Raw genomic sequence first — 25,047 nt, forward strand, 5'->3', positions numbered from 1 at the left:
CTCGTTTCTGGGTGCGACCCTATGCAGGGCCGGCCCGGGCGGCGTGCGTGGGGGCGCGCCGCACCGGGTACAGACGATGGCCAAGCCGAGGGAAGGAGCGAGATGAGCCAGGCACCGGAGAGCAGCGAAACCGTGGAGACCCGCGGCGACGAGCGGGTCGACCTGCTGCGCGCGGACACCAACCACGACGGGCGGACCGACGTGTGGGTGGCGGACACCGACGGCGACGGGACGGCCGACCTGTTCCAGTTCGACACCGACGGTGACGGCAAGGTGGACATCACCATGGTCGACATCGACGAGGACGGCACCCCGGAGGAGGTGGTCGACGGCGACGGCGGCCTCCCGCCCGAGCAGCACACCCCGACCGTGCGGGTCTGAGAGCGCAGGCGCGGCGGGCGGGCACGGCTGTGGCCCGCCCGCCGTTGTTGCTGAACGGGAATTAGCGGCTACGGGTGCTGGCCGGCCTGGTCGACGACGGCGAGTCGCAGCACCGCGCTGGCGTGCCGGACAGTCCCCCTGGGCAGGTACTCGAACCGTCCTACGACGATGGTTCGCGCGCCCAGGAACCGGTAGGTCGTCGCGTCGAAGATGAGCTCGGCCCGGAGGCCGTCGTCCTCGCGGGCAACCGCGACGCCGGGCCGTCCGGCGGCGTCGACCGCGTGCGGCACGACCTCCACGCCGGGAATTTCCGCGGCGGCCTGGAACGCCGCCGCCAGCACCCGCGGTGGCACGTAGGACTCCTTGATCAGGTCACCGAGGGTGATGAACGCCTGCTGGTCGGCCGGGTTCGCGCCGTGCGAGTTGCGGTACAGGTACTCGCGCATGCCCGCCGCGTCCTCGGGCAGGCCGGCGGGAGCGGCCGGCGGCTGAGGCGCGGTGAGGGACAGGTCTTCCCACACTCCATCCGAGCCCCGAGGCCGGAGCCGGACCAGCCCGTCACGCGTGCCGTCCACCGACCACCACACCTGCCGCTCATGCGACTCCTGATGGTGCCCGGTCAGCCGCAGCCTGTCCCGCAGGCCACCGGTGTACTCCTCCACCATTGTCGAGCCGACCGATTCGACGTACACGAACTGGTCGGGTCGGGGGGCCAGGTCGGGGCCGGCAAGCGCGGTCTCCGCCGCGGCGAGAAGCAGGCGGGGCGCGTCGGCGGAGGCGTCGACGGGTTCAACCGGCCCGCCCCGGCCATAGACCACCAGCGTGGCCGCGAGCAGGACGGCCGCGAAAGCCGTCACAGGCACCAGGCCACGCCGCCCCAGCCAGCTCCGCCGTCCCACCGTGGCCGTTCCGGGTCGCGTCGACGACAACACCCGGTGCCGCAGACCGCTGGGCGAGTGCGGCTCGGTAGCGAGGGCCTCGCCAAGGTCCTTGATCATTGTCATCTCGTCCACCGTCGTTTACCTCTCGTCCCTGACGTTCTTGTCGGCGCCCTCGGCCAGTTGTCGGCGTACCTTCTGCCGGGCTCGGCTCAACCGCGACCGGACGGTGCCGATCGGCAGGCCGAGCACCTCGGCGGCCTCCTCGTAGCTCAGCTCGCTCCAGGCGATGAGCAGCAGCAGTTCGCGTTCGCGGGCCGACAGGGCCAGCAGGGCGGTGGCGACGCCGGCCCGGCTCGCCCAGGCCACCACCTCGTCGACCACCCGTTCCGCCGGCCCGTCCACCACCTCGCGCGGAGCACTCGCCACCGCCTTCAGATAGGCGCGTTCCGTTCGGCGGTGCCGGGCGATCTCCTTGATCAGGATGCCGAAGAGCCACGGCCGGGCCAGCGGCCTTGTGCCGTCGTACCGGGCGCGATGCCGGAAGGCGGCCAGGAACGTCTCGGCCACCACGTCCTGCGCCGCGTCGGGCCCGAGCCGACGTTGGGCGTACTGGAAGAGCTGCTCGGCATAGCGGTCGTAGAGGACCGCGAAGAGTTCCGGGTTCTCTCCGGAGTCGCGCAGGACCGAGGCGTCATCGAGTGCCGCGTCGGAGACCACGGACGTCAGGTTGCCGGCCATGTCAGGCCTCTGTGCATCATGGATGAGCCTTTCGCTCGGTGGGTCTGTCACCTCTTCTCTCCACCGGGCGCTCATCCGGTTCCCGATTCGCCACGTTCATTTCGCCGGGCTCCGAGCCCGCGCTCAGGCCAGCTGCAGGGTGGCCAGATAGTAGGGGTGATCCGCGTCGTCGACGTCGGCCAGTCGCCACGGCGAGCCGTGGATCAGCCCGGCCAGTTCGTCGACCGAGCAGAGCAGATAGTCGAACCATTCGGTGCCGAGCAGCCGGTAGCGCAGCCGCAGGCGGAGCTGACCGCCGAACCGCCCACGCTGCCGGTTGCGCTCGTGGTAGCCCGTCTGCACCGGATCGGTGGTGCCGTACGGGTCGGTGCCCTGCGCGATCACCTGCGCGCCGGGCCGGGCCAGCGCGGCGAGGGCGGCCAGGAAGCCGGGGGCCCGGTCCCGCCCCTCGAGCAGCCCGAGGTTGTTGCCGAGCAGCAGGAAGGTGTCGTACCGCCGGCCGTCGGCGACGTGCTGGTCGACGGTGCCGTGCACCAGGTCGCGTACGCCCCGGTGCCGGCAGACCCGCAGCGCCCCGACCGAGGTGTCCAGGCCGGTGACCGGCACCTCGCGCTCCTGGAGGTGCAGCGCGATCCGGCCGCCGCCGACGCCGACGTCCAGCACCTGCCCGCGTACCCGATCCACGGCCCGGCGATCGTACGGCTGCCACGCCTCCGGCGGGTCGAGGTAGTGCCCGGCGGGCGCGCCGTGGATCAGACCGTCGTCCCGCTCGATGATCTCGATGACCGGCCGGGGCAGCCGGCCACCGGCCAGCGGCCGGGGTCCGATCCCGGTGGCGACGGCGTACACGTCGCGGATCATCTCGCCGAACACGTCGCCGATCGTGGGTTCCCCGGTCACGCCGATCACGCTAACCGGGCTCAGCGGCAGCTGTCGCGACCTTATCCTGGGCGGCGTGGCCGACCTGGACCGCCTGACGGCGGAGAAGTATGTCCTGCTGACGACGTTCCGTCAGGACGGGCGGGCGGTGCCGACGCCGGTGTGGGCGGTGCGGGACGGCGACGCGCTGGCGGTGTGGACCGCGGCGGACTCCGGCAAGGTCAAGCGGATCCGGCGGGACGGCCGGGTGACGGTGGCCCCCTGCGACGTACGCGGACGGCCGCACGGCGCAGCGGTGCCGGGGCACGCGTCGATCTGTGACCTGGTCGGGACCCGGCGGATCCGGGGGCTGCTCAAGCAGAAGTACCGCTTGATCGGCCGGCTGAGCCTGCTGGGCAGCCGGCTGCGCCGGGGGGAGACCGGCACGGTGGGGCTGCGGATCGTGTTGGACGGCCGAGCCCCTGGATACGACTAAGGGCGGCGGACACCGCTTGCGCGTATGTCCGGCCGCCCCTGATCGGAACGCTGAGAAAATCCGGGTCGTCAGTCCCCCTGGCGCTGCTGAGGGATCTGCCCCTGCAGCAGGGCCCGGACCTCCGACTCCCGGTAACGGCGGTGGCCGCCAAGGGTCCGGATAGCGCTGAGCTTTCCGGCCTTGGCCCACCGGGTCACCGTCTTCGGGTCGACACGGAACATCGACGCCACCTCGGCCGGTGTGAGCAGCGGCTCTGGTTCATGCGTTCGCGATGCCATCGGGGTCACTCCTCCACATGTATAGACATCGGCCGGGGTCCCGCCGGCCGACGCGTCTCCCATGGTCCGGCTAGTCCCCGATGTCCGACATGGGCCGAACGGCTGAAGGTCCCTAGACGGACGGATGAACCATGCCCGATTTTTACGACTTTTATGCAGCAGAAACTACCTTATTCGGACTCATGATCACGGTTCGTGATGCGTCAACTACGAGACACTCTCGCGTCAGCGGGGTATTAATCGGATAATCCGGGCTAATTGCAGCGCTCCAACAGTTGCACCGCCCGCCACCGGGCGACCAGCTTGTCGTACGCCGTCGAGGCCTCCTCGGCCTCGCCACGGGAGAGCCCGGCCAGCCCGGTCGCGACCAGCTCGGCGGAGTCGTCGGCCGCCAGGGTCTCGTCCGGCAGCAGCTGCACCAGGCCGCCGTAGTCCAGCTCGACCACCGAGCGCGGGTGGAACTCCTCCAGCCACCGGGCGGCCTCCTCGACCGCCTCGGTGATCGGCGCCTCCCCGATCGACTTCCGCAGCACGGACAGGGCTCGAGACGACCGCCGGCGCGCCTTCGAGATATCGGTTCGGTAACGCAGCGCCCGCCGGTCCGGTTCGGTCACCAGGTGCCGCTCCTGGGCGTCGAAGAGCACGAACCAGCGCAGCGGCACTCCCCAGGTGGCGATCTGCTCGTGCACCCGCGGCACCCCGCGCTCCAGCACCCGCGCCCCGCTGCGCCAGTCTTCCACCACCGCCTTGGCCTGGCCGGCCAGCGGCGGCGGGACGAACGCGTCCGCCAGCACCGAGGGCACCCCGTCCCGGGCGCTCAGGGCCGCCTCGGCCACCCGAATCCGCAGGTTCCACGGGCAGACCAGCAGCGAGTCATCGGTCTCCAGCACGTACGCCTCGTCCGGCAGCTCCGGCAGCCGGGTCCAGCCCGCGCCGAGCGCCTCGATGACCGCGGTCCGCTGCCGAGCCGGCCCCTCCAGTGGCGCGACGGCCCGGCCCTCGTTGGCATAGCGGCGCCAGAACGACTGGCGATCGCGATCGAAGGCGGTCAGCGGCTCGTACACCCGCAGATATGAAGCGAAGAGCGACGGCACGGCGCGATCCTCCCACGAGTCGGGACCCGTACGTTGCCGGCGTGACGTGGCGACCTGGCGCGCGCGACAGTACGGCCTCGGCCGATATTAGGCTCAGCAGCACCGGCACCATCCCGCCGGCCGTCCCACCAGGTCCGCGCCTCACAAGGGCGCACACCGACACAGGAGTCAGCCATGGGCGTATTCGCCACCACCGACGACCCGGGATCCACCGGGCACGAGCAGGTCGTGTTCTGCCAGGACAAGCAGTCCGGCCTCAAGGCGATCATCGGGATCTACTCCACCGCGCTGGGCCCCGCGCTCGGCGGCACCCGGTTCTACCCGTACGCCAGCGAGGAGGCAGCCCTCGCCGACGTGCTCGACCTCTCCCGTGGCATGGCGTACAAGAACGCGCTGGCCGGTCTCGACCTCGGTGGCGGCAAGGCGGTCATCTGGGGTGACCCGGAGCAGATCAAGAGCGAGCCGCTGCTGCGCGCGTACGGCCGCTTCGTGGAGTCCCTGGGTGGGCGCTACTACACCGCCTGCGACGTCGGCACCTACGTGGCCGACATGGACGTGATCGCCCGGGAGACGCGGTACGTCACCGGCCGCAGCGTGGAGCACGGCGGTGCGGGCGACTCCTCAATCCTGACCGCCTGGGGCGTGTTCCAGGGCATGCGGGCCGCCGCCGAGCACGTCTGGGGCACCCCGACGCTGGCCGGCCGGCGGGTCGGCGTAGCCGGCCTGGGCAAGGTCGGCAAGTACCTGACCGGCCACCTGGTGGGGGACGGGGCGGAGGTCGTGGCGACCGACGTCAACCCGAAGGCCCTGGAGTGGGTGCGCACGACCCACCCGCAGGTCGAGCTCGTCGACGACGCGGCGGCGCTGGTCGCCTCCGACATCGACGTGTACGCCCCGTGCGCGCTGGGCGGCGCCCTGAACGACGACACCGTGCCGGTGCTGCGGGCCAAGGTGGTCACCGGCGCGGCGAACAACCAGCTCGCCCACCCCGGGATCGAGAAGGTCCTCGCCGACCGGGGCATCCTCTACACCCCCGACTACGTGGTGAACGCCGGCGGCGTGATCCAGGTCGCCGACGAGATCGAGGGCTTCAACTTCGAGCGGGCCAAGCTGCGGGCCACCCGGATCTACGACACCACCCGGGAGATTCTGCAGCTCGCCGACGACGAGGGCGTGCCGCCCGCGGTGGCCGCGGACCGGCTCGCCGAGCGGCGGATGGCCGAGGTCGGCCGGCTCCGGACGATCAGACTGCGGTGAACGTCACGTCGGGGGCGGGGTTCGACTTCGCCCCCGACCCGGCGGGTCGGCCTGAGCGACGTTAAGCTCAACATTGGGGTATTTCAGACCGGTTTGCCCGCTGTCACGGCCACCCCCGGCACCCGCTCCTTACCCGATACACTTTGTGACAGCCGGGCAACTGCGACGCGCAGGGCCGGCAGACGGTAACCCGAGGTGCCGAACGGTGGCATCCCCATGTACCGTAAGAGCCACGAGAGATGCCTGACGTCATCGGGGCCCGCCTTCGGGCTGCCCCGCATTCTGTGCGAGGGGGTCGAGCCATGGGGCGCGGCCGTGCTAAGGCCAAGCAGACAAAGGTGGCCCGGGAGTTGAAGTACCACTCCCCGAACACCGACCTCGCCGCCTTGCAGCGAGAACTCGGCGGCAGCGGCAAGTCGAACCGCGACTTCGACGACGACTACAAAGAGTATGTCGACGACGATGACGAGGACCACGCGGACGAGGACCCGGACACTTGGGCCCGTCCGGCCCGCTGACCTCCGGTCACATCTGAGCACGCGGTAAGCCCCGCGTGCTCACGCATGTGCTCTGCGAAAGCCGGCGTACGACCGACGATCAAGGACCTGTCGCACCGATGGGACATCCCTGAGCGGCGACAGGTCCTTGGTCGCGGATTCGCACCGTCAGCGGGGCCGATTGTTCCAGTTGTAGAACGTCGGAATGTTCTCGAAGTGGTTCCACGCGCACACCGCGCTGGCACCGTCGCCGCCCGGGACCTCCGCCCGCAGCAGTCGCGCGGCCTCGGCCTCGTGGAGCAGTGTGGTCAGGCCCGCAGCGGCTTCCCGCACGCGCTCGACGACTGGGTTCGGGTCGGCTTCCCTGACGTGCTCAGGCTGCCGGTGACTGCTGTCCTCGGGCATGCTCCAACACTCCCTCCAGTAAGCGGATCTTGCTGTTGCGGCAGTGCTCGGTCTCCGTACCGTCGAAACGGCCCTGCTCGAAATAGCGGTTGGCGGCGTGGCCACCGCCACAAAAGTCGAAGTAGGCGCAGGACGAACGGCATGCCTCGACGCCGGCGACGAACTCCGCCACCCAAGGGGTCCGCCCCACGCCGGCCAGGATCTCGGCCAGCGGCGTGGTCAGCACGTTACCGCTGCCGAAGTCGCCGTACCGGGGGTCGGTGAAGCCGGCCAACTCCGGGGAGAGCACGACCACCGAGCCGTCGTGGGCGACGGTGGGGATCGGATCGAGCTGCCGGGGCAGCAGCTCGTCTGCGGTGCCGGCCAGGACAGCGCCGGCGTAGCGCAGCGACCACTCCACCTCGCGCAGGTGGATCCGGGGATCCCGGCGCCACGCGCCGACCAGCTCCCCCCAGAACGTGGTCACCGCAGCGGCGTCCCGGGCGTTGCTCCGGGTGTTGACCCCCTCGGTCTCCTCGATGTTGACGCCGAGCACGTCGCAGCCGAGATCGAGGAAATAGTCGTACAGCTCGGCGGCGAGGCCGGGACCGGGCCGGGACACCACGGCGAGGGCTGAGAAGGGCACCCCGTGCCGGCGCAGCGCCCCCACCCCCGCCATGATCCGGTCGTACGCCGGCCGGCCGCCCCGGGTGACCCGCTCCGCGTTGCGCTCGCGCGGCCCGTCCACGCTCACGCTGACCCGCACCGCGTGCTCGGCGAAGAACGCGCACCAGGCGTCGTCGATCAACGTGGCGTTGGTCTGGACGTGGTGCTCCACCTCGGGCCCGAACGGGGCGAGCAGGGCCGCCAGGTGCTCCCGGCCAGCCGCGAGGGGCTCCCCGCCGTGCCAGACGACCGAGAAGCGCCCCGCCGCCGCCCACGGGTTCACCGACGCCGCCACCGCATCGGCGACCGCGACCGGCATTCGCCGGTCCGCCGACCGCATCGGCAGGTAGCAGTAGGCGCAGTCAAGATTGCAGAGGGTAGTCGGCTGCATCACCACATACGAGGGGACGGCGGAGATGCCGCGCATCCCGGCGCGCGTGTGAACGGCCATCACCCCTCCCCCTGTCAGCCGAAGTGCCCTTCAGGCTAGGCGGAGGTGACCACTCGGGTGAACCCCTGATCGGGTGGCTGGAGGATCACCAGAACGTGATCAACCCCGGGTGTGGTGACCGATCATCTGCACGTTGCCGGAACCCTCGATGATCTCGCCGGCCTGCCAGGCGTCCACACCCCGACCGGTCAGGGTGGCCAGCGCACGGTCGGCGTCCTCGGCGGAGACGATCGCGAACATGCCGACGCCCATGTTGAACGTGGCTTCCATGTCCGGGTCCTCGATCCGGCCCTTGGACTGGATCAGGTCGAAGATCGGCTGCGGCTTCCAGGTGGACCGGTTGACCACCGCGTCGACGTGCTCGGGCAGGACCCGGACCAGGTTGCCCGGGATGCCACCGCCGGTGACGTGGGCGAACGCCCGCACCTCGGTCTCGGCGATCAGCTTGAGGCAGTCCTGCGCGTAGATCTTGGTCGGGGTGAGCAGTTCCTCGCCGAGGGTCCGCTGCCGGCCGAAGTCCTCGATCACCACGTCCAGCCGCATCCGAGCGGCGCCGAGCAGCACGTGCCGGACCAGCGAGTAGCCGTTGGAGTGCAGGCCGGAGGAGCGCATGGCGATCACCACGTCGCCCACCTCGACCCGCTCGGGGCGGAGGATCTCGCTCTCCTCCACCACCCCGACGCCGGTGGCGGAGATGTCGTACTCGTCGGGGCGCAGCACGCCCGGGTGCTCCGCGGTCTCGCCACCAAGCAGCGCACAGCCCGCGTACCGGCAGCCGTCGGCGATGCCCGCGCCGATCTCGGCGACCTTGTCCGGCACGACCTCGCCGGTGGCGATGTAGTCGAGCAGGAAGAGCGGCTCGGCACCGCAGGCGACCAGGTCGTCGACCACCATCGCGACCAGGTCGATGCCGACCGTGTCATGGATGTCGAGCTGCTGGGCGATCACCAGTTTGGTGCCCACGCCATCGGTGGAGGAGGCGAGGATCGGGTTCTTGTATTTCTGGGTGTCCAGCCGGAACAGGCCGGCGAACCCGCCCAGGTCACCCATGACCTCCGGGCGTCGGGTCTGCTTGACCTTGGACTTCAGCAGCTCGACCGCCCGGTCGCCCGCCTCGATCGACACCCCGGCGTCGGCGTAGGAGACCGAACGTTTGCGCGTCGTACGGCTGGTGCCGGCCGCCCAGGGCTGGCGGTCGCCGCCAGCGCCCGTCGGGCTGCTTCCTGCGCCGCTGCGCTCGGACACGTGCGTCACGATTCTCCCCTTTGTGGTTCTCGTGGGGCCGCCCGGATCAGCCGGCCCCACGTCGGTGGTGCTATGGGCGATGGGTGGCGAGCGCGGTGGTGGATTCAGCAGTGGCCTCGGACGCCTTGGCGGCGACCCGGCGACCCACGCCTTCGAGCACGTGCTTGCCGATCAGGTGCCCGGCCGGCAGCTCGATCGGGTATTCCCCATCGAAGCACGCCCGGCAGAGCCGGGTCTTCGGCTGCTCGGTCGCGGCGATCAGCCCGGACAGCGAGACATAACCCAGCGTGTCGGCGCCGATCGACCGTCGGATGCCGTCGTTGTCCAGCCCGTTGGCCAGCAACTCCGCTCGATTGGCGAAGTCGATCCCGTAGAAACAGGGCCAGCTGACCGGCGGGGAGGAGATCCGGACGTGGACCTCCAGGGCGCCCGCCTCGCGCAGCATCCGCACGATGGCCCGCTGGGTGTTGCCGCGCACGATCGAGTCGTCCACCACGACCAGGCGCTTGCCCCGGACGTTCTCCCGTAGCGGGTTCAGCTTGAGCCGGATACCGAGCTGGCGCAGGGTCTGGGACGGCTGGATGAAGGTGCGCCCGACGTACGGGTTCTTCATCAGGCCCTGGCCGTAGGTGATGCCGGACTCCTCGGCGTAGCCGATCGCGGCCGGGGTGCCCGACTCCGGCACCGGGATCACCAGGTCGGCCTCGACCGGGTGCTCCTTGGCGAGCTGGCGGCCGATCTGCACCCGGGCGGAGTGCACGTTGCGCCCGGCGATGGTGGCGTCCGGGCGGGCGATGTACACGTACTCGAAGAGGCAGCCCTTCGGCTCCGGGGCGGCGAACCGGGTGGACCGCAGCCCGTCCTCGTCGATGGCGATCAACTCGCCCGGCTCGATCTCGCGGACCACGCTCGCCCCGACGATGTCCAGCGCGGCGGTCTCGCTGGCCACCACCCAGCCACGCTCCAACCGGCCGAGCACCAGCGGGCGTACGCCGTGCGGGTCACGGGCCGCGTAGAGGGTCGACTCGTCCATGAAGACGAAACTGAACGCGCCCCGCAGCCGGGGCAGCACCTCCAGCGCGGCCGCCTCGACGGAGAGATCGGGCCGACTGGCCAGCAGCATCGTGACCAGGGAGGTGTCGTTGGTCGAGCCGTCGGATTCCAGGCCCCGCTCGGCCGCCTCGCGCTGGAGCTCGGCGGTGTTGACCAGGTTGCCGTTGTGGGCCAGCGCGATCGTGGTGCCGGCGCTGGTCGCGCGGATGGTCGGCTGGGCATTTTCCCAGGTCGAGCCGCCCGTGGTGGAGTAGCGGGCGTGGCCGATCGCGACGTGCCCGCGCAGGCTGGCCAGCGTCGGCTCGTCGAAGACCTGGGCGACCAAGCCGAGGTCCTTGAAGACCACCACCCCCGAGCCGTCGCTCACCGCGATGCCGGCCGCCTCCTGGCCACGGTGCTGGAGGGCGTAGAGCCCGAAGTAGGTCAGGTTGGCGACCTCCTCACCCGGCGCCCAGACGCCGAAGACGCCGCAGGCGTCCTGTGGGCCGGGTCGCTGGGGGTCAAGGTCGTGGCTCAGTCGGCCATCGCCTCGGGGCACCTGCCGCTCCTCGCTGGTCTGGACCGGACTGGCGGAGTCGGGGGCAGCTCCGCACGTACAACCGGGACCGTCGTCGCCTGCCAGTGTACGCGACCTCCTACCGATACCGACAGTCACGGCTTGTTCGCCCAACGTAAGACGATCTTCGGTGTTCGGCCAGCTCAGAGCGGAAGATGCGCGGAAAGGTCGGCGCGAACGCCGCTCACCCGTACGCGACCCTCGGTGACCGCCTCCGCCCAGCCCAAGCGCCCGGTGGCCAGCGCGAGCCAGGTGGCCGGGTCCATCTCCACCACATTCGGCGGGGTGCCACGGGTGTGTCGCGGCCCGGAAACGCACTGGACAGCACCGTATGGTGGCACCCGAACCTCCACCGATCGGCCAGGGGCACGCTCCGCGAGGGCGGCCAAGAGCGTACGGACCGCTTCCCGGAACACTGGCCGTTCGGGTGTACGCCCCTCATCCAGCGCCGTCAACGCCGCCGTTACCGCAGCGGACTTAGGGCGCGGAGAGGACATGAATGGACGATACGGCCCGGCAACGATCCGGCCGATGCCGGCCCTGGGTAGAGATGTTCCGGTCAGACAAGGCATAGTTGCCGACGGCGTATTTCGTACCGTGAGTGATCGTTCCCCGGCCCGACACCGGCCGGCGGAAGGATCAGACCCGGAAGGCGGTGGACGTGTCAACACACCGACGTGCCTGGAAGCAGCGGGCGGGTGTGGTCGTAGCGGCGGTTCTCGGCGCGCTGCTCACCGTCCCCGCCACACCGGCGCTGGCAGCCAAAATCAGCACGGCAGACAACTCCGTCACGATCGACGCTGGCCAGAGCAGCAACGTCAACGTCGTCGTACGACCCGAGAACGGCGAAACATCCGCGGACATCGACATCACCGGTCTGCCTGACGGCGTCACCTGCGGGGGATGCGGGCCGATCAACTTCGAGGGGTCGAACCCGCAGCCGGTGAAGTTGACCCTGTCGGCGGCACCCAGCGCACCCGCCGCCAACGGAACCCAGGCGAGAATCTCGGTCACCGGAGGCGATTCCCGTACGCTCCGCGTCACCGTCAAGCCAACCGCTCCGCCGACGCAGGAGCAGACGCAGACGGTCAAGTCGATCTCCGGCAAGGTGATCATCGCGGCCAACAACGAGCCCGTGGCGGGCGCCACCGTCATGATTCGGGACAGCAAGGGCCAGCCGTTCACGACCACCAGCGACAACAGCGGCAACTTCCGGTTCACCGGCTCGACGGCGAACCCGATCGCGCCCGGCCGGATCGAACTTGGTGCCAGCAAGGACGGCAAGCAAAACACCACGGCGTTCAACGCCGCAGCCGGCGAGAGCGTGACCGGCAAGCGGATCAGCCTCGCGATCGAGGTCGAGGTCACTCCCAGCGCCACTCCGTCGCCCACCGAAGAGGCAGAGCAGACCGAGGAAGCCACCGAGCCAGCCACCGAGGAGGCCACGCCGACCGGCGAGGAGGCGGCTCCCGCCCAGCAGCAGGCCGCCAACCAGGACTCGGGCGGCTTCAGCAACTGGCTGTTGATCCTGCTCGGCGGTCTCTTCGTCGCCGTGGGCGTGGGCACCATCGTGCTGCTCTACGTGCGGCGCAGGAACGAGGGCGACAACGCCGACGGCGACGACGAGCCGACCGGCCCCGGCGGCTCGGGCGGAGCGGCCGCCGTGCCAGCCGCTCGGGGTGCCTTCCGAGGCGCGGACGACCAAACCCGAGTGGTGGGCGGCATGGGCGCCGGGCCCGCGCCGACGATGGTCGGCGGCACCTCGCTCAGCGACGCGCCGACCATGCTGCACCGCCCGGTCGTGGACGACGTCCCGCCGGACCCGTACGGCGCGCCGCCCGGTCCGGCGTACGGCAACCCGCAGGGCGGCTACGGCTATGGCAACGACGCTCCCGGCCAGGGCGGCTACGGCGGCGCCCCCTCCTCCGGCGCTGGATACGGCGGCGCCCCCTCCTCCGGCGCTGGATACGGCGGCGCCCCCTCCTCCGGCGGCGGCTACGGCGGCGCCCCCTCGTCGGGCGGCGGCTACGGCGGTGGCGCGTACGCCGACGGCGGCCACGGCGGCCAGGACTACGGTGCCGGTGCCGGCGGCTACCCGCCCGTCCAGGGCGGCGGCTACGGCAGCGACCGCTACGACGAACCCACCGGTCGCTACACCGGTGACAGCACCCAGTACGCGCCGCCGGCCGACCCGTACCCGACCACCACCTATCAGCCGGACGACGTCCGAGGCTACGAGCAGCCCGGCCAGGGCCAGTACGGCCGCGGCGCAGAGTCCGGCAACGCCTACGGCTCGACCGGCGGCTACGGCGGCCAGCAGCAGGGCTACGACAGCGGCCAGCAGCAGGGCTACGACGGTTACGACCAGCGCGGCGGCTACGGCGGTGGCGATGGCTACAGCCAGCAGGGCAGCTACAACCAGCAGGGCAGCTACAGCCAGCAGGGCAGCTACGGCCAGCCGCAGCAGGGCGGCTACAGCCAGGAGCAGCCGCCGCAGCAGCGCAGCGGTGCCTACGACAACCCGGGCTACGACCAGGGCGGCTACCACGGTGACCCGACCCAGGCGGGTCGGGGACGCCCGGATGCCCCGCAGGACGGCGGCCGCCGCCTCGACTGGCTGGACGACTGACCGGGCAGACCCACGGGGTTCGCCCACGCGATCGGCAGTGGCCGCCCAGCTCCTCCGGGCGGCCACTTCGCATGATCAGGCTGGCGTGCCGGCCGGGTCAGCCGGCGGTGAAGTAGCCCTGGTGCAGCACCGGCACCACGTCGGAAACGTCCACCTGGACTGCGACTTCCACGTCGTCGGCGAAGCCGCCCTCGACGAGTTCCCTGCCGGAGACAGCGCCGCGAATCGCCGCCGGCACGTCGGGAATGCAGGCCAGCGCGGCCAGCGCCACCGCCGCCTCCACCGAGAGCCCACCCGGCACGCCGGAGAGGGCGTCCAGCACCCCGGCTGCGCCGAGTTGGTCCTCCACGCAGGGGCGTAGCGAGCCGTCCGGCCAGCGTTCCCCGGCAGCCACCACCCCCACCGGGGCTTCGGTGGAGCCGTACCCCTCGGCGCGCAGCCAGCGCCCGACAGCGCGTGCGTTACGCAGGCACGCCGCAACCACCGGTATGCCGGTGGCGCTCGCGGCGGCGCTGATCGCCGAGCCGTTCGGCGACGGCAGCACCAGGTCCGTGACGACCGGTGCGGCCCGCAAGGCTGCCGGCGACAGCGACCACGGGTGTTCCGGCGTCGTCTGTCGACGGCCGACCGCGGCCACCGCACCCACCCGGCGGGCGTAGTCGGCCGCCTGCTCCCCCCACGGGAAAGGGTGCACCCGCATGCCCCGCCCGACCGCCACCTCCACGGCAGTGGTGAACGAGAGCACGTCCACCACCACCAGGGCGGCACAGACCCGACCGAGTTCCGCCGCCCCGGTCAGCCCCCAGTCGAACCGGGCACCGGAACCGGGTTGGGAAAAGACGGCCAACGACCAGGCCTCAATGCTGATCCGGTGCGGGACCCTCGTCCGGGCCTCGGTCGGCCGCCTCCGGGCTGCCGAAGAGGCGCGGCAGGGTCGCGGTGTGCGCGGCGCGCAGCTCGTCGAGGCCGATCCGGAACTGGCCGTGCACTTCCAGAGCGGCACCGGCCGGGTCGGTGACCCCGATGACCTCCCACGGCACCCCGTGCTCGGCGCAGAGTGCGGTGAACGCCTTGTCGTGCCCGCGCGGCACCGACACCAGCACCCGGCCGGCGGACTCGCTGAACAGGTAGACGAACGGCATCGACCCGCCGGCGAACTGCTCCGGCACCGACACTCGGGCGCCGACACCACGCCGCAGGCAGGACTCGACCAAACTCTGAGCGAGGCCGCCGTCGGAGAGGTCGTGCGCGGAGCTGAGGTGCCCCACCCGGGCAGCGGCCGCCAGCAGCTCGGCGAGCTGCCGCTCACGGGCCAGGTCGACCTGCGGCGGGATGCCGCCCAGGTGCTCGTGGGTCACCCAGGCCCACTCTGAGCCGGAGAGCTCGACGCGCGTTTCGCCGAGCAGGAAGAGCTGGTCGTGGTCACCGGCCGGACGCGGCACGAAGCCCATCGGCACCCGCTCGGCGACGTTGTCCAGCACGCCCAGCACCCCGACCACCGGGGTCGGGTGGATCGCCGCCGCATTGGTCTGGTTGTAGAAGCTGACGTTGCCGCCGGTCACCGGGATGCCCAGTTCCAGGCAGCCGTCCGCCAGGCCGCGGACCGCCTCGGCGAACTGCCACATCACGCCCGGGTCCTCAGGCGAGCCGAAGTTGAGGCAGTTGGTCACGGCGATCGGCTTCGCGCCGGTCACCGCCACGTTCCGGTACGCCTCGGCCAGGGCGAGCTTCGTCCCGTGGTACGGGTCGAGGCGCGCGTACCGGCCGTTGCCGTCCACGGAGAGGGCAACGCCGAGGCCGGTCCGCTCGTCGATCCGGACCACGCCGGAATCCTCCGGCTGGGCGAGCACGGTGTTGCCCAGCACGTACCGGTCGTACTGCTCGGTGACCCAGGTCTTGTCGGCCAGGTTCGGCGACGCGATCATGCGCAGCACGGTTTCCCGGAGCGCCTCCGGGTTGTTCGGCCGGGGCAGCGTCTCGGCCCGGTCGGCCTGGAGCAGGATCAGGTCTGCCGGCTCGCGCATCGGACGCGCGTAGACCGGGCCGTCGTCGACCAACGAGCCCGGCGGCACGTCGACCACCACGTGGTCGCGCCAGGTGACCAGCAGGCGACCCGGCCGGCCGTCCGGCTCGGGCGCGGTGACCTCGCCGATCGCGGTGGCGAGCACGCCCCACTTGTCGGCGATCTTGAGTACCGCCTCGAGCTGGTCCGGGGCGACGACCAGCAGCATCCGCTCCTGGGACTCGCTGGCCAGGATCTCGTGCGGCTCCATCGATGGCTCGCGCAGCGGCACCCGCTCCAGCCACACCCGCATGCCGGTGCCGGCCGCCGCGGCGGTCTCGGTGAGCGCGCAGGTCAGGCCCGCGCCGCCGAGGTCCTGGATGCCGACGACCAGCTCGGCGTCGTAGAGCTCCAGGCACGCCTCGATGAGCAGCTTCTCGATGAACGGGTCACCCACCTGCACCGACGGGCGGCGCTGCTCGCTGCCCTCGTCGAAGGTGGCGCTGGCCAGCACCGACACGCCGCCGATGCCGTCCCGGCCGGTCTTGGCGCCCATCAGCACCACGACGTTGCCGGGGCCGGCGGCCTCCTTCTTCTGCAGCCGGTCGACCGGCAGCACGCCGAGGCAGAGCGCGTTGACCAGGGGGTTGCCCTGGTAGCAGGGGTCGAAGACCACCTCGCCGCCGATGTTCGGCAGGCCGAGGCAGTTGCCGTAGCCGCCGATGCCGGCGACCACGCCGGGCAGCACCCGCGCGGTGTCGGGGTGGTCGGCCGCGCCGAAGCGCAGCGGGTCCATCACCGCGACCGGACGCGCGCCCATGGCGAGGATGTCCCGCACGATGCCGCCAACGCCGGTCGCCGCGCCCTGGTACGGCTCGACGAAGCTCGGGTGGTTGTGCGACTCGACCTTGAAGGTCACGGCCAGCTCGTCGGAGACCTGCACCACGCCGGCGTTCTCGCCGATGCCGGCCAGCAGCCGGTCGCTCGGCGGGGCCTTCTCGCCGAACTGGCGCAGGTGCACCTTGCTCGACTTGTAGGAGCAGTGCTCGCTCCACATGATCGAGTACATGGCCAGCTCGGCCTGGGTGGGCCGGCGGCCGAGGATGTGCCGGATCCGGTCGTACTCGTCGTCGCGAAGACCCAGCTCCGCGTACGGCTGGAGTTCCTCCGGCGTGCCGGTGGCCCGGGGCACGGTGTCCACGCCCGTCTCCCGCAGGGCCGGGTCCGGATGGGTGGTCATGACCTCTCCTCGCTGCGCTCGCCGCCCAAGCGGCGGGTGAGCCGACCGATGATCCCGTCGCGCACGGTCACGCCGGGGCCCCCACCAGGTGCTTGAGCACCGAGGTGAAGAAGCCGAGACCGTCCAGGGAGGGGCCGGTGAGCGCCTCCACCGCGTGCTCGGGATGCGGCATGATGCCGACCACGTTGCCGGCCTCGTTGGTGATCGCGGCGATGTCACGCTGCGAACCGTTGGGGTTGCCGCCGAGGTAGCGGGCCACGACCCGGCCCTCGGCCTCGAGCCGGTCCAGCGTCGCCGGGTCGGCGACGTAGCAGCCCTCGCCGTTCTTGACCGGGATCAGCACCTCCTGGCCCGGCTGGAACGCGTTGGTCCAAGCGGTGCCCGCGGACTCGATGCGCAGGACCTGGTCCCGGTTACGGAAGTGCAGGTGCTGGTTGCGGGTGAGCGCCCCGGGCAGCAGGTGGGCCTCGCAGAGAATCTGGAAGCCGTTGCAGATGCCGAGCACCGGCAGGCCGCCCCGAGCGGCGTCCACGATCGTCTGCATCACCGGGGCGAACCGGGCGATGGCCCCACAGCGCAGGTAGTCACCGTAGGAGAAGCCTCCGGGCAGGACGACGGCGTCCACCCCGTGCAGCTGCGGGTCGCCGTGCCACAGCCGGACCGGCTCGGCGCCGGCGATCCGGACGGCCCGGGCCGCGTCCCCGTCGTCGAGCGAGCCGGGGAAGGTCACCACACCGACCCGGGCGATCACGGGTGCGCGTCCACGGTCTCGTCGGCCTCGACCAGGCGGACGGTGAAGTCCTCGATGACCGGGTTGGCGAGCAGTTTGTCGGCGATTTCCCGGGCCCGGTCCAGGTCCGGTTCACCGGTGAACTCGATCTCGATCCGCCTGCCGATCCGGACCGAGGCGACGTCGTTGACGCCGAGCCGGGGCAGCGCGTTTGCGACGGCCTGGCCCTGAGGATCCAGAATCTCGGGCTTGAGCATGACGTCGACGACGACGCGAGGCACTGGGCACTCCTGACTGTGTACGCAGTTGGGTGCCGACCCACAACGGGCGAGCGCAGCCAGCCTACCTGGCAGATTCCGCCTCGCCCGCACCGGCCGGGGACGGTTCGGGCGGTGATCGGCATTCCGGCGGTGCGGAGATGCGGGATGTCCCGGCTGTGGCGGAACGTCCCCGAGCAGGGAGTTCGCCACGCCCGGGGACGCCAAATCGTTACATCTACTAAACTCGATCAAATCCTTGCCGCGACCACCGACGGCCCCTACCCTACATCGACAAGGCTCGATGCTAAGCCGGCTGGGGGAACCGCACCCCCACCGGCTCGACCGACCCGGTGACCCCGGGTCCGTGAGGCAAGGAGTGTTCCCGATGCGTATCCGATCCCTGCTCGCCGTGCTCGGCACCGCCCTCGTGGGCGTGCTGGGCGCCGCCAGCGGCGCCGTCGCCGCCCCCGTCAGCCCGTACATCATCGGCGGTGGCACCGTCTCGTCTGCGCCCTGGGCCGCCGCGGTCTTCAGCAACGGCTCGTTCACCTGCTCCGGCAGCGTGATCGCCTCGTCGTGGGTGCTCACCGCCCGGCACTGCATCAGCGGCACCATGTCCGTCCGGGTCGGCAGCGTCTACTACGCCTCGGGCGGCACCACCCGCACCGTCAGCGCCACCTACACCCGCAACGACCTCGCGCTGATGCGCCTCTCCAGCCCGGTGACCACCTCCACCGTCTCGCTGGCCAGCAGCAACCCGCCGATCGGCTCCACCAACTCGATCTACGGCTGGGGCATGACCTGCAACAGCAACTGCAACCCGTCCAGCCAGCTCAAGACCGCCACCGTCCAGGTGACCAGCACCAGCGTCACCGACGCGTACGGCGGCCAGGCCATTCGCAGCACCCGGATCAACGGCAACGCCTGGAAGGGCGACTCGGGCGGCCCGCAGTTCTACAACGGCCTCCAGGTCGGTGTCGCCTCCACCGCCGACGGGGTGAGCATCCAGAACTACGCCAGTGTCGCGTACAACCGGTCCTGGATCACCTCGACGGCCGGTGTCTGACGGTTAGCGCCGGTCGCGGCGCGGATGGTCGGCCGCGCGCCGACCGTCCGCGCCGACCCGTTTCGCAGCATCCGATCAGGTGACCACGGCAGACGTTCGGGTCGCGGCCCGCCTGACAGCATCGAACCGTGCTGGTCGTGACGACGGATCAACTGCCCGGCTACGAGATCCGCCAGATCCTCGGCGAAGTGGTCTCCTCGATGGCGAGGACGCGCAACCCGTACCGCGAGGGGGTCAAGAACCTCCGCGGCGGTGCGTACGACCCGATGGCACCGGACAACCTCACCCGCTGGCGTACGGACTCGGTGGCTCGACTGGGCGAGGAGGCTCGCCGGCTCGGCGCGAACGCAGTGATCGGCATGCGCTTCGACAGCCGGGACTGCGGCGAGATGTGGATGGAGATCTGCGCGTACGGCACGGCGGTGATCGTCGTACCCAAGATGCCGGAGGCCATGCCCCCCGACCAGCCCATCGTCGCCGCCGACACCGCCACGGAGCCGGAGATCGCCTCCGCCCCCGGCGGCATCGCCGAACCCCCGAGCGCCCCCACCCTGTCGACTGCCGCCGAAACCCCCACCCCCAACCCCTGACCCGCACCCAGCGGGGTGGGGTGGGATGGGGTGGGGGGCTTGCGGGGGGGGTGGGGTTAGAGGATGGGGGGTGGGGTGTAGGCGGCCGCATGGGGGTGGGACTGGGCGATTTTGGAGATCCGGGCCGTTACTCGGTCCACCTGGGTGGGGGCGGCGCCGACGAAGGTGGTGCGGTCGGCGACCAGGGCGTCGATCTCGGCGCGGGTCAGGTTGAGGCGGCTGTCGGCGGCGAGGCGGTCGAAGAGATCGTTCTCGGCCGTGCCCTTCTCCCGCATGGCCAGCGCCACCGCGACCGCATGCTCCTTGATCACCTCGTGCGCGACCTCCCGGCCGACACCCCGCCGCACCGCCGCGACCAGGATCTTGGTGGTGGCCAGGAAGGGCAGGAAGCGCTCCAGCTCTCGGTTGATCACCGCCGGGTACGGGCCGAACTCGTCCAGCACGGTGAGGAAGGTCTGGAACAGCCCGTCGGCGGCGAAGAACGCGTCCGGCAGCGCCACCCGGCGCACCACCGAGCAGGAGACATCCCCCTCGTTCCACTGGTCGCCGGCCAGCTCGCCGACCATCGACAGGTAGCCCCGGATGATCACGGCGAAGCCGTTCACCCGCTCCGACGAGCGGGTGTTCATCTTGTGCGGCATGGCGCTGGAGCCCACCTGACCGGGCTTGAAGCCCTCGGTGACCAACTCCTGGCCGACCATCAGCCGGATCGTGGTGGCCAGCGACGACGGCGCGGCGGCCACCTGGGCCAGCGCGGCGATGACCGCCAGGTCGATCGAGCGCGGGTAGACCTGGCCGACGCTGTCCAGCACCCGACTGAACCCGAGGTGCTCGGCCACCCGGCGCTCCAACTCGGCCACCTTGTCGGCGTCACCGTCGAAGAGGTCGAGTTGGTCGGCGGCGGTGCCCACCGGGCCCTTGATGCCGCGCAGCGGGAACCAGTTGATCAGATCTTCCAGCCGCTCGTACGCGATCAGCAGCTCTTCTGCAGCGGAGGCGAAGCGTTTGCCCAGCGTGGTGGCCTGGGCGGCGACGTTGTGCGACCGGCCGGTCATCACCAGGCCGGAATACTCGTGGGCGTGCCAGGCGAGCCGCACCAGGGTGGCGACCACCCGATCCCGGATCAGCTCCAGCGAGGCACGGATCTGAAGCTGCTCGACGTTCTCGGTCAGGTCCCGCGAGGTCATCCCCTTGTGCACGTGCTCGTGCCCGGCAAGCGCGCTGAACTCCTCGATCCGGGCCTTCACGTCATGCCGGGTGACCCGCTCGCGTTCGGCGATCGAGGCCAGGTCGACGTCGTCGACCACCCGCTCGTACGCCTCGACCACCCCGTCCGGGACCGGTACGCCGAGATCCCGCTGGGCCTTGAGTACGGCGAGCCAGAGCCGCCGCTCCATCCGTACCTTCTCCTCGGGCGACCAGAGGGCGACCAACTCGGGCGAGGCGTACCGGTGGGCGAGCACGTTCGGGATCGTCGTCACGGCCCTGATTCTCCCGTACCCGCCGGTCGCCGCCACACCGGCCTGGGCCGGGCCCGCCTCACACCTGCGTTATCTCGTGCACGGTCGCGGTCACCACGAGAGTCTTCGTCTGCGTGCCCTGGGCGTTGGTGACCGTCAGCAGATAGGTGTGCCGCTGGGTGTCACCCTCGGACCCGGAGCAGGGGAAGTTCAACTCCCTGCTGCCGGCGGGCGGGAGGTTGTCCTCGTACACCCCCGGGCCGTCGACCGAGATGGCCACGGAGTCGACGTTACTGGCCTTCCACTCCACGACGACCGGCGTGCCCTCGATCGGATTCTTGCTGGTGCCGGACGTGCAGGACGGCTTCTGGGCGACCCGGAAATAGGCGATGGTGGGGCCGGCCGCCTTCGGCACGCTCGTCGTCGGCTTGCTGCCGGACTGCCCGCCGCTGCTGCCGGTGCCGCCACCCGTCGACCCACCGCCGTTCTGGCCGCCGCCGGTCGATCCACCGCCGTTCTGGCCGCCGGTCGCCCCGCCGTCGGCTGGCGTCGCCTCGTCGGTGTCGGGGGCGGCGGACTCGGCTGGCGTCGGGTCGCCGGCGGCCCCGGTGGGCGAGGCGGTGGCACCGGCGCTCTTCGTGCCGCTGGGCCCGCAGGCGGCCACCGCCAGCACGGCGGTCAGGGCGACGACGGTGGTGCGAAGCACAGCTTGACCGGGCATGACCGCTCCCTCATGAGTGCCGCCGCCGGTGACGTCCGAGCGGGCTGGCGTTCACGGTAAGGACGGCCGGCAAGCCCTTCCCGGCGCCGGATAAGGTAATCATCCTCCTGAGTCGACAAACAGGATTGGGGAAGCGTGTCCAGACTTACCGGCAAGGTCGCCCTGGTCACCGGCGGAAGCCGCGGTATCGGTGCCGCCGTCGCGCGCCGGCTGGCCGAAGACGGAGCCCACGTCGCCTTCACCTACCGCTCGGCCGAGGACAGCGCGAAGGCCGTGGTCGCCGACATCGAGTCGTACGGCCGCACCGGCCTGGCGATCCGGGCCGACAGCGCCGACGGTACGGCGGTGGTCGACGCGGTCGAGCAGACCGTCGCCGAACTGGGGCGCCTGGACATCCTGGTCAACAACGCCGGTGTCTTCTCGGCCGGGCCGATCGACAAGGTCAGCCTCGACTACCTCGACCTGGCCATCGCCGTACACGTGCGCGGGGCATTCCTGGCGGCCCAGGCGGCGGTGCGTCACATGGGCGACGGCGGGCGGATCGTCAACATCGGCAGCAGCTTCGCCAGCCGCGTCCCGGACCCGGGAGTCAGCGTCTACGCCATGACCAAGAGCGCGGTCAACGGCCTGACCCGGGCCCTCGCCCGCGAACTCGGCCCGCGCGGGATCACCGTCAACCTGCTCCTCCCCGGGTCGACCGACACCGACATGAACCCGTCGGACAGCACCAGCGCGGACGCCCAGCGGTCACACATTGCCCTCGGTCGCTACGGGACGCCGCACGACGTGGCGGCGACCGTCAGCCACCTGGTGGGCGAGGGCGGCCGGCACATCACCGGTGCATCGATCGCCATCGACGGCGGCTCCACCGCCTAATTGGTGGCGGGCGGCGCATTGAGCGGCAACCTGCGGTCACCGACACCGCCGGCGCACCGAGCCGGGTCACGGGGCGGGGCGGCCGGTGAGTGCGGTCCACAGTCCGTCACCGGCTTCGTCCTCGGTGTCGAAGCGCTGGCGGACGTCGTACACCCCGCGCTCGTAGAGGCCGATCTCCCAGCCGCCCCCGGGTGAGCGGCGGAGGAACCAGAAGTCGGGTGGGACCAGCCCATGCTCGTGTACGCCCTCCAGCTCGAACGCGTCCGGAGAGAGTCCCGCCGCCAGCAGGGCAGCGCGTACCTGGTGCCGGTCCACTCCCGACCTCCGGTCGAATTCGCTCAGCAGACGGTCAGCGAGACGGTGGTGCGGCCGGACGAGCTGCTCGTCGTGCCCGACTTCCGGGTCGATGGCTGGCTCGGCGGGCACGGTCCCCCGGTGGTGAAATTCTCCTCCACCAGATAGTTGTTGTGCAGCAGCCAGGTGATGTTCAGGGTGCCGCCGGCCTCGGGGAGGTACGCCGGGTTGAGCTGGAACTGCGTACCCATGCCAGGCTGGGCGAACCAGGGCGCGATCGGGCCGGAGTCGACGGGGAACGGCTTGAGCACGCAGTAGATGTGGTAGTTGGCCAGCGGCGCGTCGGCCGGGGTGTTCAAACTCTGCGGGGTGAGCGACCGCGAGCTGAACGGCGTGCCGAGTGGGGCGAGGAAGGCGCCGCCGGGGAAGCCGAAGCGGTCCAGCCGGTAGCCGGCGAGCAGGGTCTGCTTCTGCTTGATCGGTTTGCCGTCCGGGGCGATGACGAAGCCGCTGGCCGGCGGGTAGACGTAGGTGGCGGGGTTGCCGGTGGTGTACTGCGCCAGGAACTGGCTCTCGGTCAGCGCGCCGAACCGTTGGTATCCGGCGAGCAACGGCCCCACCGGTGGGTCGGTGGGCAGCTGGGCCGGGCCGAGCTGTGGGTTGTTGTCATAGAACTTCGTGGTCTGGGGGGCGTTCGGCGGCGTGCCGGGCCGGCAGAGACCCTGACTGGGCGGCGGCTGCGGTTGGCGGTCGCCCTGGTCGCCACCGGAAGCGCCGCCGGCCCTGAGGGCGGCGTTGGCGGCGAGGGTGGGCGCGGCGGGCGACTGGACGGACCCGGGTATCAGGGTCAGGGCCGCGCCGGAGATCACGGCGAGCAGCCAGCGACGATTTTTCACTAGGAACCTCCTGAAAAGGGACGATCGCGGCCCTCATCGTGCGGAAGTTTCCAACGTGAATGTGAGTGATTGTACCTTTCATTACCGGAAGGGGTTATCTGTGACCTGGGTACCGTAAAGGGGCGGTCAGCGCTCCAGGATCGCGGTCACGCCCTGACCGCCGGCCGCGCAGATGGAGATCAGGCCACGCCCGCTGCCCTTCTCGGCGAGCAGCTTGGCCAGGGTGGCCACGATCCGGCCGCCGGTGGCCGCGAACGGGTGCCCGGCGGCGAGCGACGAGCCGTTGACGTTGAGCCGATCCCGGTCGATCGCCCCGAGCGGCGCGTCCAGGCCCAGCCGTTCCTTACCGAACTCCGGCGACTCCCAGGCCGCCAGGGTCGCCAGCACCTGCGCGGCGAACGCCTCGTGGAGCTCATAGAAGTCGAAGTCCTGGAGGGTCAGGCCGGCCCGGGCCAGCATCCGGGGCACCGCGTACGCGGGGGCCATCAACAGCCCCTCGTCGCCGTGTACGAAGTCGACCGCGGCCGTCTCGCACCAGGTGAACCAGGCCAGCACCGGCAACCGGTGCTCCCGCGCCCATTCCTCGCTGGCCAGCAGGACCGTCGACGCGCCGTCGGTGAGCGGGGACGAGTTGCCCGCGGTCATGGTGGCCCGCTCGGCGTCCGGCCCCTTCGCACCGAAGACCGGCCGGAGCGCCCCGAGCTTCTCCAGGCTGGTGTCCGGGCGGAGGTTCTGGTCACGGGTCAGCCCCAGGTACGGGGTCATCAGGTCGTCGAAGAACCCCCGGTCGTACGCGGCGGCGAGCCGCTGGTGCGAGCGGAACGCCAGCTCGTCCTGGGCCTGCCGCTCGATGTTCCAGCGCAGCGCCGTCCGGGCGGCGTGCTCGCCCATGGACAGCCCGGTACGCGGCTCCGCGTTGCGCGGGATTTCCGGCTTGAACGGCTGGTGCGGGCGGAGCTTCCCGGCGGCCTTCAGCCGCGCGCCGAGGGTCCGGGCGGAGTTGAGCTGGAGCAGCGTGCGGCGCAGATCCTCATTGAGGGCCAGCGGCGCGTCCGAGGTGGTGTCCACGCCACCGGCGATGCCGACCTCGAGCTGCCCGAGCGCGATCTTGTTGGCAACCAGGATGACGGCTTCCAGCCCGGTGCCGCAGGCCTGCTGGATGTCGTACGCCGGGGTGTGCGGGTCGAGCTTCGAGCCGAGCACCGCCTCACGGGTGAGGTTGTAGTCCCGGGAGTGTTTGAGCACCGCCCCGGCGACCACCTCGCCGACCCGCTGCCCGGCCAGGCCGAACCGGGCGACCAGGCCGTCCAGTGCCGCGCCGAGCAGGTCGGCGTTGGACGCCTGCGCGTAGCGCGAGTTGGACCGGGCGAAGGGGATGCGGTTGCCGCCGATGACCGCGACCCGCCGGACACTCTGCACGATCGGCCTCCTCGAAGCTGTTGCCCGAA

26 protein-coding genes and 1 pseudogene are annotated in these 25,047 nt (G+C 71.1%); 8 read left to right on the plus strand and 19 right to left on the minus strand.

Features of this window, described 5'->3' with window-relative positions; genetic code table 11:
* Positions 1-102: 102 nt before the first annotated feature.
* Complete coding sequence (locus tag ABZ671_RS03300) at positions 103-381, plus strand: hypothetical protein (RefSeq protein ID WP_357850338.1); 279 nt, start codon at positions 103-105, stop codon at positions 379-381.
* Between the two features lie 68 nt (positions 382-449).
* Here ABZ671_RS03300 and ABZ671_RS03305 read toward each other — a convergent pair whose 3' ends face one another.
* The 3 genes from ABZ671_RS03305 to ABZ671_RS03315 form a co-directional block, all read right to left on the minus strand.
* Positions 450-1,385, minus strand: coding sequence for a CU044_5270 family protein (locus ABZ671_RS03305; protein ID WP_357850638.1), 936 nt, complete (start codon positions 1,383-1,385; stop codon positions 450-452).
* Between the two features lie 15 nt (positions 1,386-1,400).
* Positions 1,401-2,000, minus strand: a complete 600-nt coding sequence (locus ABZ671_RS03310; protein ID WP_357850341.1) for an RNA polymerase sigma factor — start codon at positions 1,998-2,000, stop codon at positions 1,401-1,403.
* A gap of 123 nt (positions 2,001-2,123) precedes the next feature.
* Positions 2,124-2,900, minus strand: coding sequence for a class I SAM-dependent methyltransferase (locus ABZ671_RS03315; RefSeq protein ID WP_357850344.1), 777 nt, complete (start codon positions 2,898-2,900; stop codon positions 2,124-2,126).
* A gap of 55 nt (positions 2,901-2,955) precedes the next feature.
* On the opposite strand from ABZ671_RS03315, the gene ABZ671_RS03320 reads away from it, so the two are divergent.
* Positions 2,956-3,354: a PPOX class F420-dependent oxidoreductase gene (locus ABZ671_RS03320; protein ID WP_357850347.1), complete on the plus strand. Its 399-nt coding sequence runs from the start codon at positions 2,956-2,958 to the stop codon at positions 3,352-3,354.
* A gap of 68 nt (positions 3,355-3,422) precedes the next feature.
* On the opposite strand, the gene ABZ671_RS03325 is transcribed toward ABZ671_RS03320, so the two are convergent.
* Together ABZ671_RS03325 and ABZ671_RS03330 are read right to left on the minus strand one after the other, a co-directional pair.
* Positions 3,423-3,632, minus strand: a complete 210-nt coding sequence (locus ABZ671_RS03325; protein ID WP_007073996.1) for a BldC family transcriptional regulator — start codon at positions 3,630-3,632, stop codon at positions 3,423-3,425.
* Between the two features lie 254 nt (positions 3,633-3,886).
* Positions 3,887-4,726, minus strand: coding sequence for a hypothetical protein (locus ABZ671_RS03330; protein ID WP_357850350.1), 840 nt, complete (start codon positions 4,724-4,726; stop codon positions 3,887-3,889).
* A gap of 174 nt (positions 4,727-4,900) precedes the next feature.
* On the opposite strand from ABZ671_RS03330, the gene ABZ671_RS03335 reads away from it, so the two are divergent.
* On the plus strand, positions 4,901-5,983 hold the full coding sequence (locus ABZ671_RS03335) for a Glu/Leu/Phe/Val dehydrogenase dimerization domain-containing protein (protein WP_357850353.1): 1,083 nt from the start codon (positions 4,901-4,903) through the stop codon (positions 5,981-5,983).
* 302 nt (positions 5,984-6,285) lie between these two features.
* Positions 6,286-6,501: a DUF3073 domain-containing protein gene (locus ABZ671_RS03340; RefSeq protein ID WP_357540339.1), complete on the plus strand. Its 216-nt coding sequence runs from the start codon at positions 6,286-6,288 to the stop codon at positions 6,499-6,501.
* Between the two features lie 147 nt (positions 6,502-6,648).
* Here ABZ671_RS03340 and amcA read toward each other — a convergent pair whose 3' ends face one another.
* From amcA to ABZ671_RS03365, 5 genes are all read right to left on the minus strand, one after another.
* Positions 6,649-6,885 carry a multiple cyclophane-containing RiPP AmcA gene (amcA, locus tag ABZ671_RS03345; protein ID WP_357850357.1) on the minus strand — a complete coding sequence of 79 codons (237 nt, stop codon included), beginning with the start codon at positions 6,883-6,885 and terminating at the stop codon, positions 6,649-6,651.
* Positions 6,854-7,957 (minus strand): cyclophane-forming radical SAM peptide maturase AmcB, encoded by a 1,104-nt coding sequence (gene amcB / locus ABZ671_RS03350; RefSeq protein WP_357850641.1) that lies wholly within the window; start codon positions 7,955-7,957, stop codon positions 6,854-6,856. The genes amcA and amcB overlap by 32 nt, the downstream gene beginning before the upstream one ends.
* Before the next feature lie 123 nt (positions 7,958-8,080).
* Positions 8,081-9,235 (minus strand): phosphoribosylformylglycinamidine cyclo-ligase, encoded by a 1,155-nt coding sequence (purM, locus tag ABZ671_RS03355; protein WP_357850360.1) that lies wholly within the window; start codon positions 9,233-9,235, stop codon positions 8,081-8,083.
* 61 nt (positions 9,236-9,296) lie between these two features.
* A complete protein-coding gene (gene purF / locus ABZ671_RS03360; RefSeq protein WP_357850365.1) occupies positions 9,297-10,817 on the minus strand; it encodes an amidophosphoribosyltransferase in 1,521 nt (506 codons plus the stop codon).
* A gap of 161 nt (positions 10,818-10,978) precedes the next feature.
* On the minus strand, positions 10,979-11,332 hold the full coding sequence (locus ABZ671_RS03365) for a sterol carrier family protein (protein ID WP_357850368.1): 354 nt from the start codon (positions 11,330-11,332) through the stop codon (positions 10,979-10,981).
* A gap of 107 nt (positions 11,333-11,439) precedes the next feature.
* On the opposite strand from ABZ671_RS03365, the gene ABZ671_RS03370 reads away from it, so the two are divergent.
* Positions 11,440-13,464: a carboxypeptidase-like regulatory domain-containing protein gene (locus tag ABZ671_RS03370; protein WP_357850645.1), complete on the plus strand. Its 2,025-nt coding sequence runs from the start codon at positions 11,440-11,442 to the stop codon at positions 13,462-13,464.
* Between the two features lie 97 nt (positions 13,465-13,561).
* Here ABZ671_RS03370 and ABZ671_RS03375 read toward each other — a convergent pair whose 3' ends face one another.
* The 4 genes from ABZ671_RS03375 to purS all read right to left on the minus strand — a co-directional run bounded on the left by ABZ671_RS03375 (position 13,562) and on the right by purS (position 17,717).
* On the minus strand, positions 13,562-14,311 hold the full coding sequence (locus ABZ671_RS03375) for a 2-phosphosulfolactate phosphatase (protein WP_357850372.1): 750 nt from the start codon (positions 14,309-14,311) through the stop codon (positions 13,562-13,564).
* 10 nt (positions 14,312-14,321) lie between these two features.
* Positions 14,322-16,706 (minus strand): phosphoribosylformylglycinamidine synthase subunit PurL, encoded by a 2,385-nt coding sequence (gene purL / locus ABZ671_RS03380; protein ID WP_357850375.1) that lies wholly within the window; start codon positions 16,704-16,706, stop codon positions 14,322-14,324.
* Positions 16,707-16,773: 67 nt separating this feature from the next.
* Positions 16,774-17,457, minus strand: coding sequence for a phosphoribosylformylglycinamidine synthase subunit PurQ (gene purQ, locus ABZ671_RS03385; RefSeq protein ID WP_357850378.1), 684 nt, complete (start codon positions 17,455-17,457; stop codon positions 16,774-16,776).
* Positions 17,454-17,717 carry a phosphoribosylformylglycinamidine synthase subunit PurS gene (gene purS / locus ABZ671_RS03390; RefSeq protein ID WP_357850381.1) on the minus strand — a complete coding sequence of 88 codons (264 nt, stop codon included), beginning with the start codon at positions 17,715-17,717 and terminating at the stop codon, positions 17,454-17,456. Before purS ends, purQ begins: the two co-directional genes overlap by 4 nt.
* 364 nt (positions 17,718-18,081) lie before the next feature.
* Here purS and ABZ671_RS03395 point away from each other — a divergent pair, with 364 nt between their 5' ends.
* Together ABZ671_RS03395 and ABZ671_RS03400 are read left to right on the plus strand one after the other, a co-directional pair.
* Entirely contained in the window at positions 18,082-18,762 is a 681-nt protein-coding gene (locus tag ABZ671_RS03395) for a DUF1986 domain-containing protein (protein WP_357850384.1), read from the plus strand.
* 24 nt (positions 18,763-18,786) lie between these two features.
* Positions 18,787-19,352, plus strand: a pseudogene (locus tag ABZ671_RS03400) (YbjQ family protein).
* 56 nt (positions 19,353-19,408) lie between these two features.
* Here the strand turns inward: ABZ671_RS03400 and purB are convergent.
* On the minus strand, positions 19,409-20,833 hold the full coding sequence (gene purB / locus ABZ671_RS03405) for an adenylosuccinate lyase (RefSeq protein WP_357850387.1): 1,425 nt from the start codon (positions 20,831-20,833) through the stop codon (positions 19,409-19,411).
* 58 nt (positions 20,834-20,891) lie between these two features.
* A complete protein-coding gene (locus ABZ671_RS03410; RefSeq protein ID WP_357850390.1) occupies positions 20,892-21,533 on the minus strand; it encodes a hypothetical protein in 642 nt (213 codons plus the stop codon).
* A 135-nt stretch (positions 21,534-21,668) separates the two neighbouring features.
* Between ABZ671_RS03410 and ABZ671_RS03415 the strand changes: the two genes are divergently transcribed.
* Positions 21,669-22,409 carry a 3-oxoacyl-ACP reductase family protein gene (locus ABZ671_RS03415; protein ID WP_357850393.1) on the plus strand — a complete coding sequence of 247 codons (741 nt, stop codon included), beginning with the start codon at positions 21,669-21,671 and terminating at the stop codon, positions 22,407-22,409.
* 66 nt (positions 22,410-22,475) lie between these two features.
* On the opposite strand, the gene ABZ671_RS03420 is transcribed toward ABZ671_RS03415, so the two are convergent.
* The 3 genes from ABZ671_RS03420 to ABZ671_RS03430 all read right to left on the minus strand — a co-directional run bounded on the left by ABZ671_RS03420 (position 22,476) and on the right by ABZ671_RS03430 (position 25,018).
* Positions 22,476-22,724 carry a hypothetical protein gene (locus tag ABZ671_RS03420; protein WP_357850396.1) on the minus strand — a complete coding sequence of 83 codons (249 nt, stop codon included), beginning with the start codon at positions 22,722-22,724 and terminating at the stop codon, positions 22,476-22,478.
* Between the two features lie 23 nt (positions 22,725-22,747).
* Complete coding sequence (locus tag ABZ671_RS03425) at positions 22,748-23,599, minus strand: TNT domain-containing protein (protein ID WP_357850399.1); 852 nt, start codon at positions 23,597-23,599, stop codon at positions 22,748-22,750.
* Between the two features lie 126 nt (positions 23,600-23,725).
* The gene (locus ABZ671_RS03430) at positions 23,726-25,018 is read right to left on the minus strand and encodes an acetyl-CoA C-acetyltransferase (protein WP_357850402.1); all 1,293 of its coding nucleotides are present in this window, start codon (positions 25,016-25,018) and stop codon (positions 23,726-23,728) included.
* Between the last annotated feature and the right edge of the window lie 29 nt (positions 25,019-25,047).

The sequence above is a fragment of the Micromonospora sp. NPDC006766 genome (assembly GCF_040636055.1).
Taxonomy (GTDB): Bacteria; Actinomycetota; Actinomycetes; order Mycobacteriales; family Micromonosporaceae; genus Micromonospora.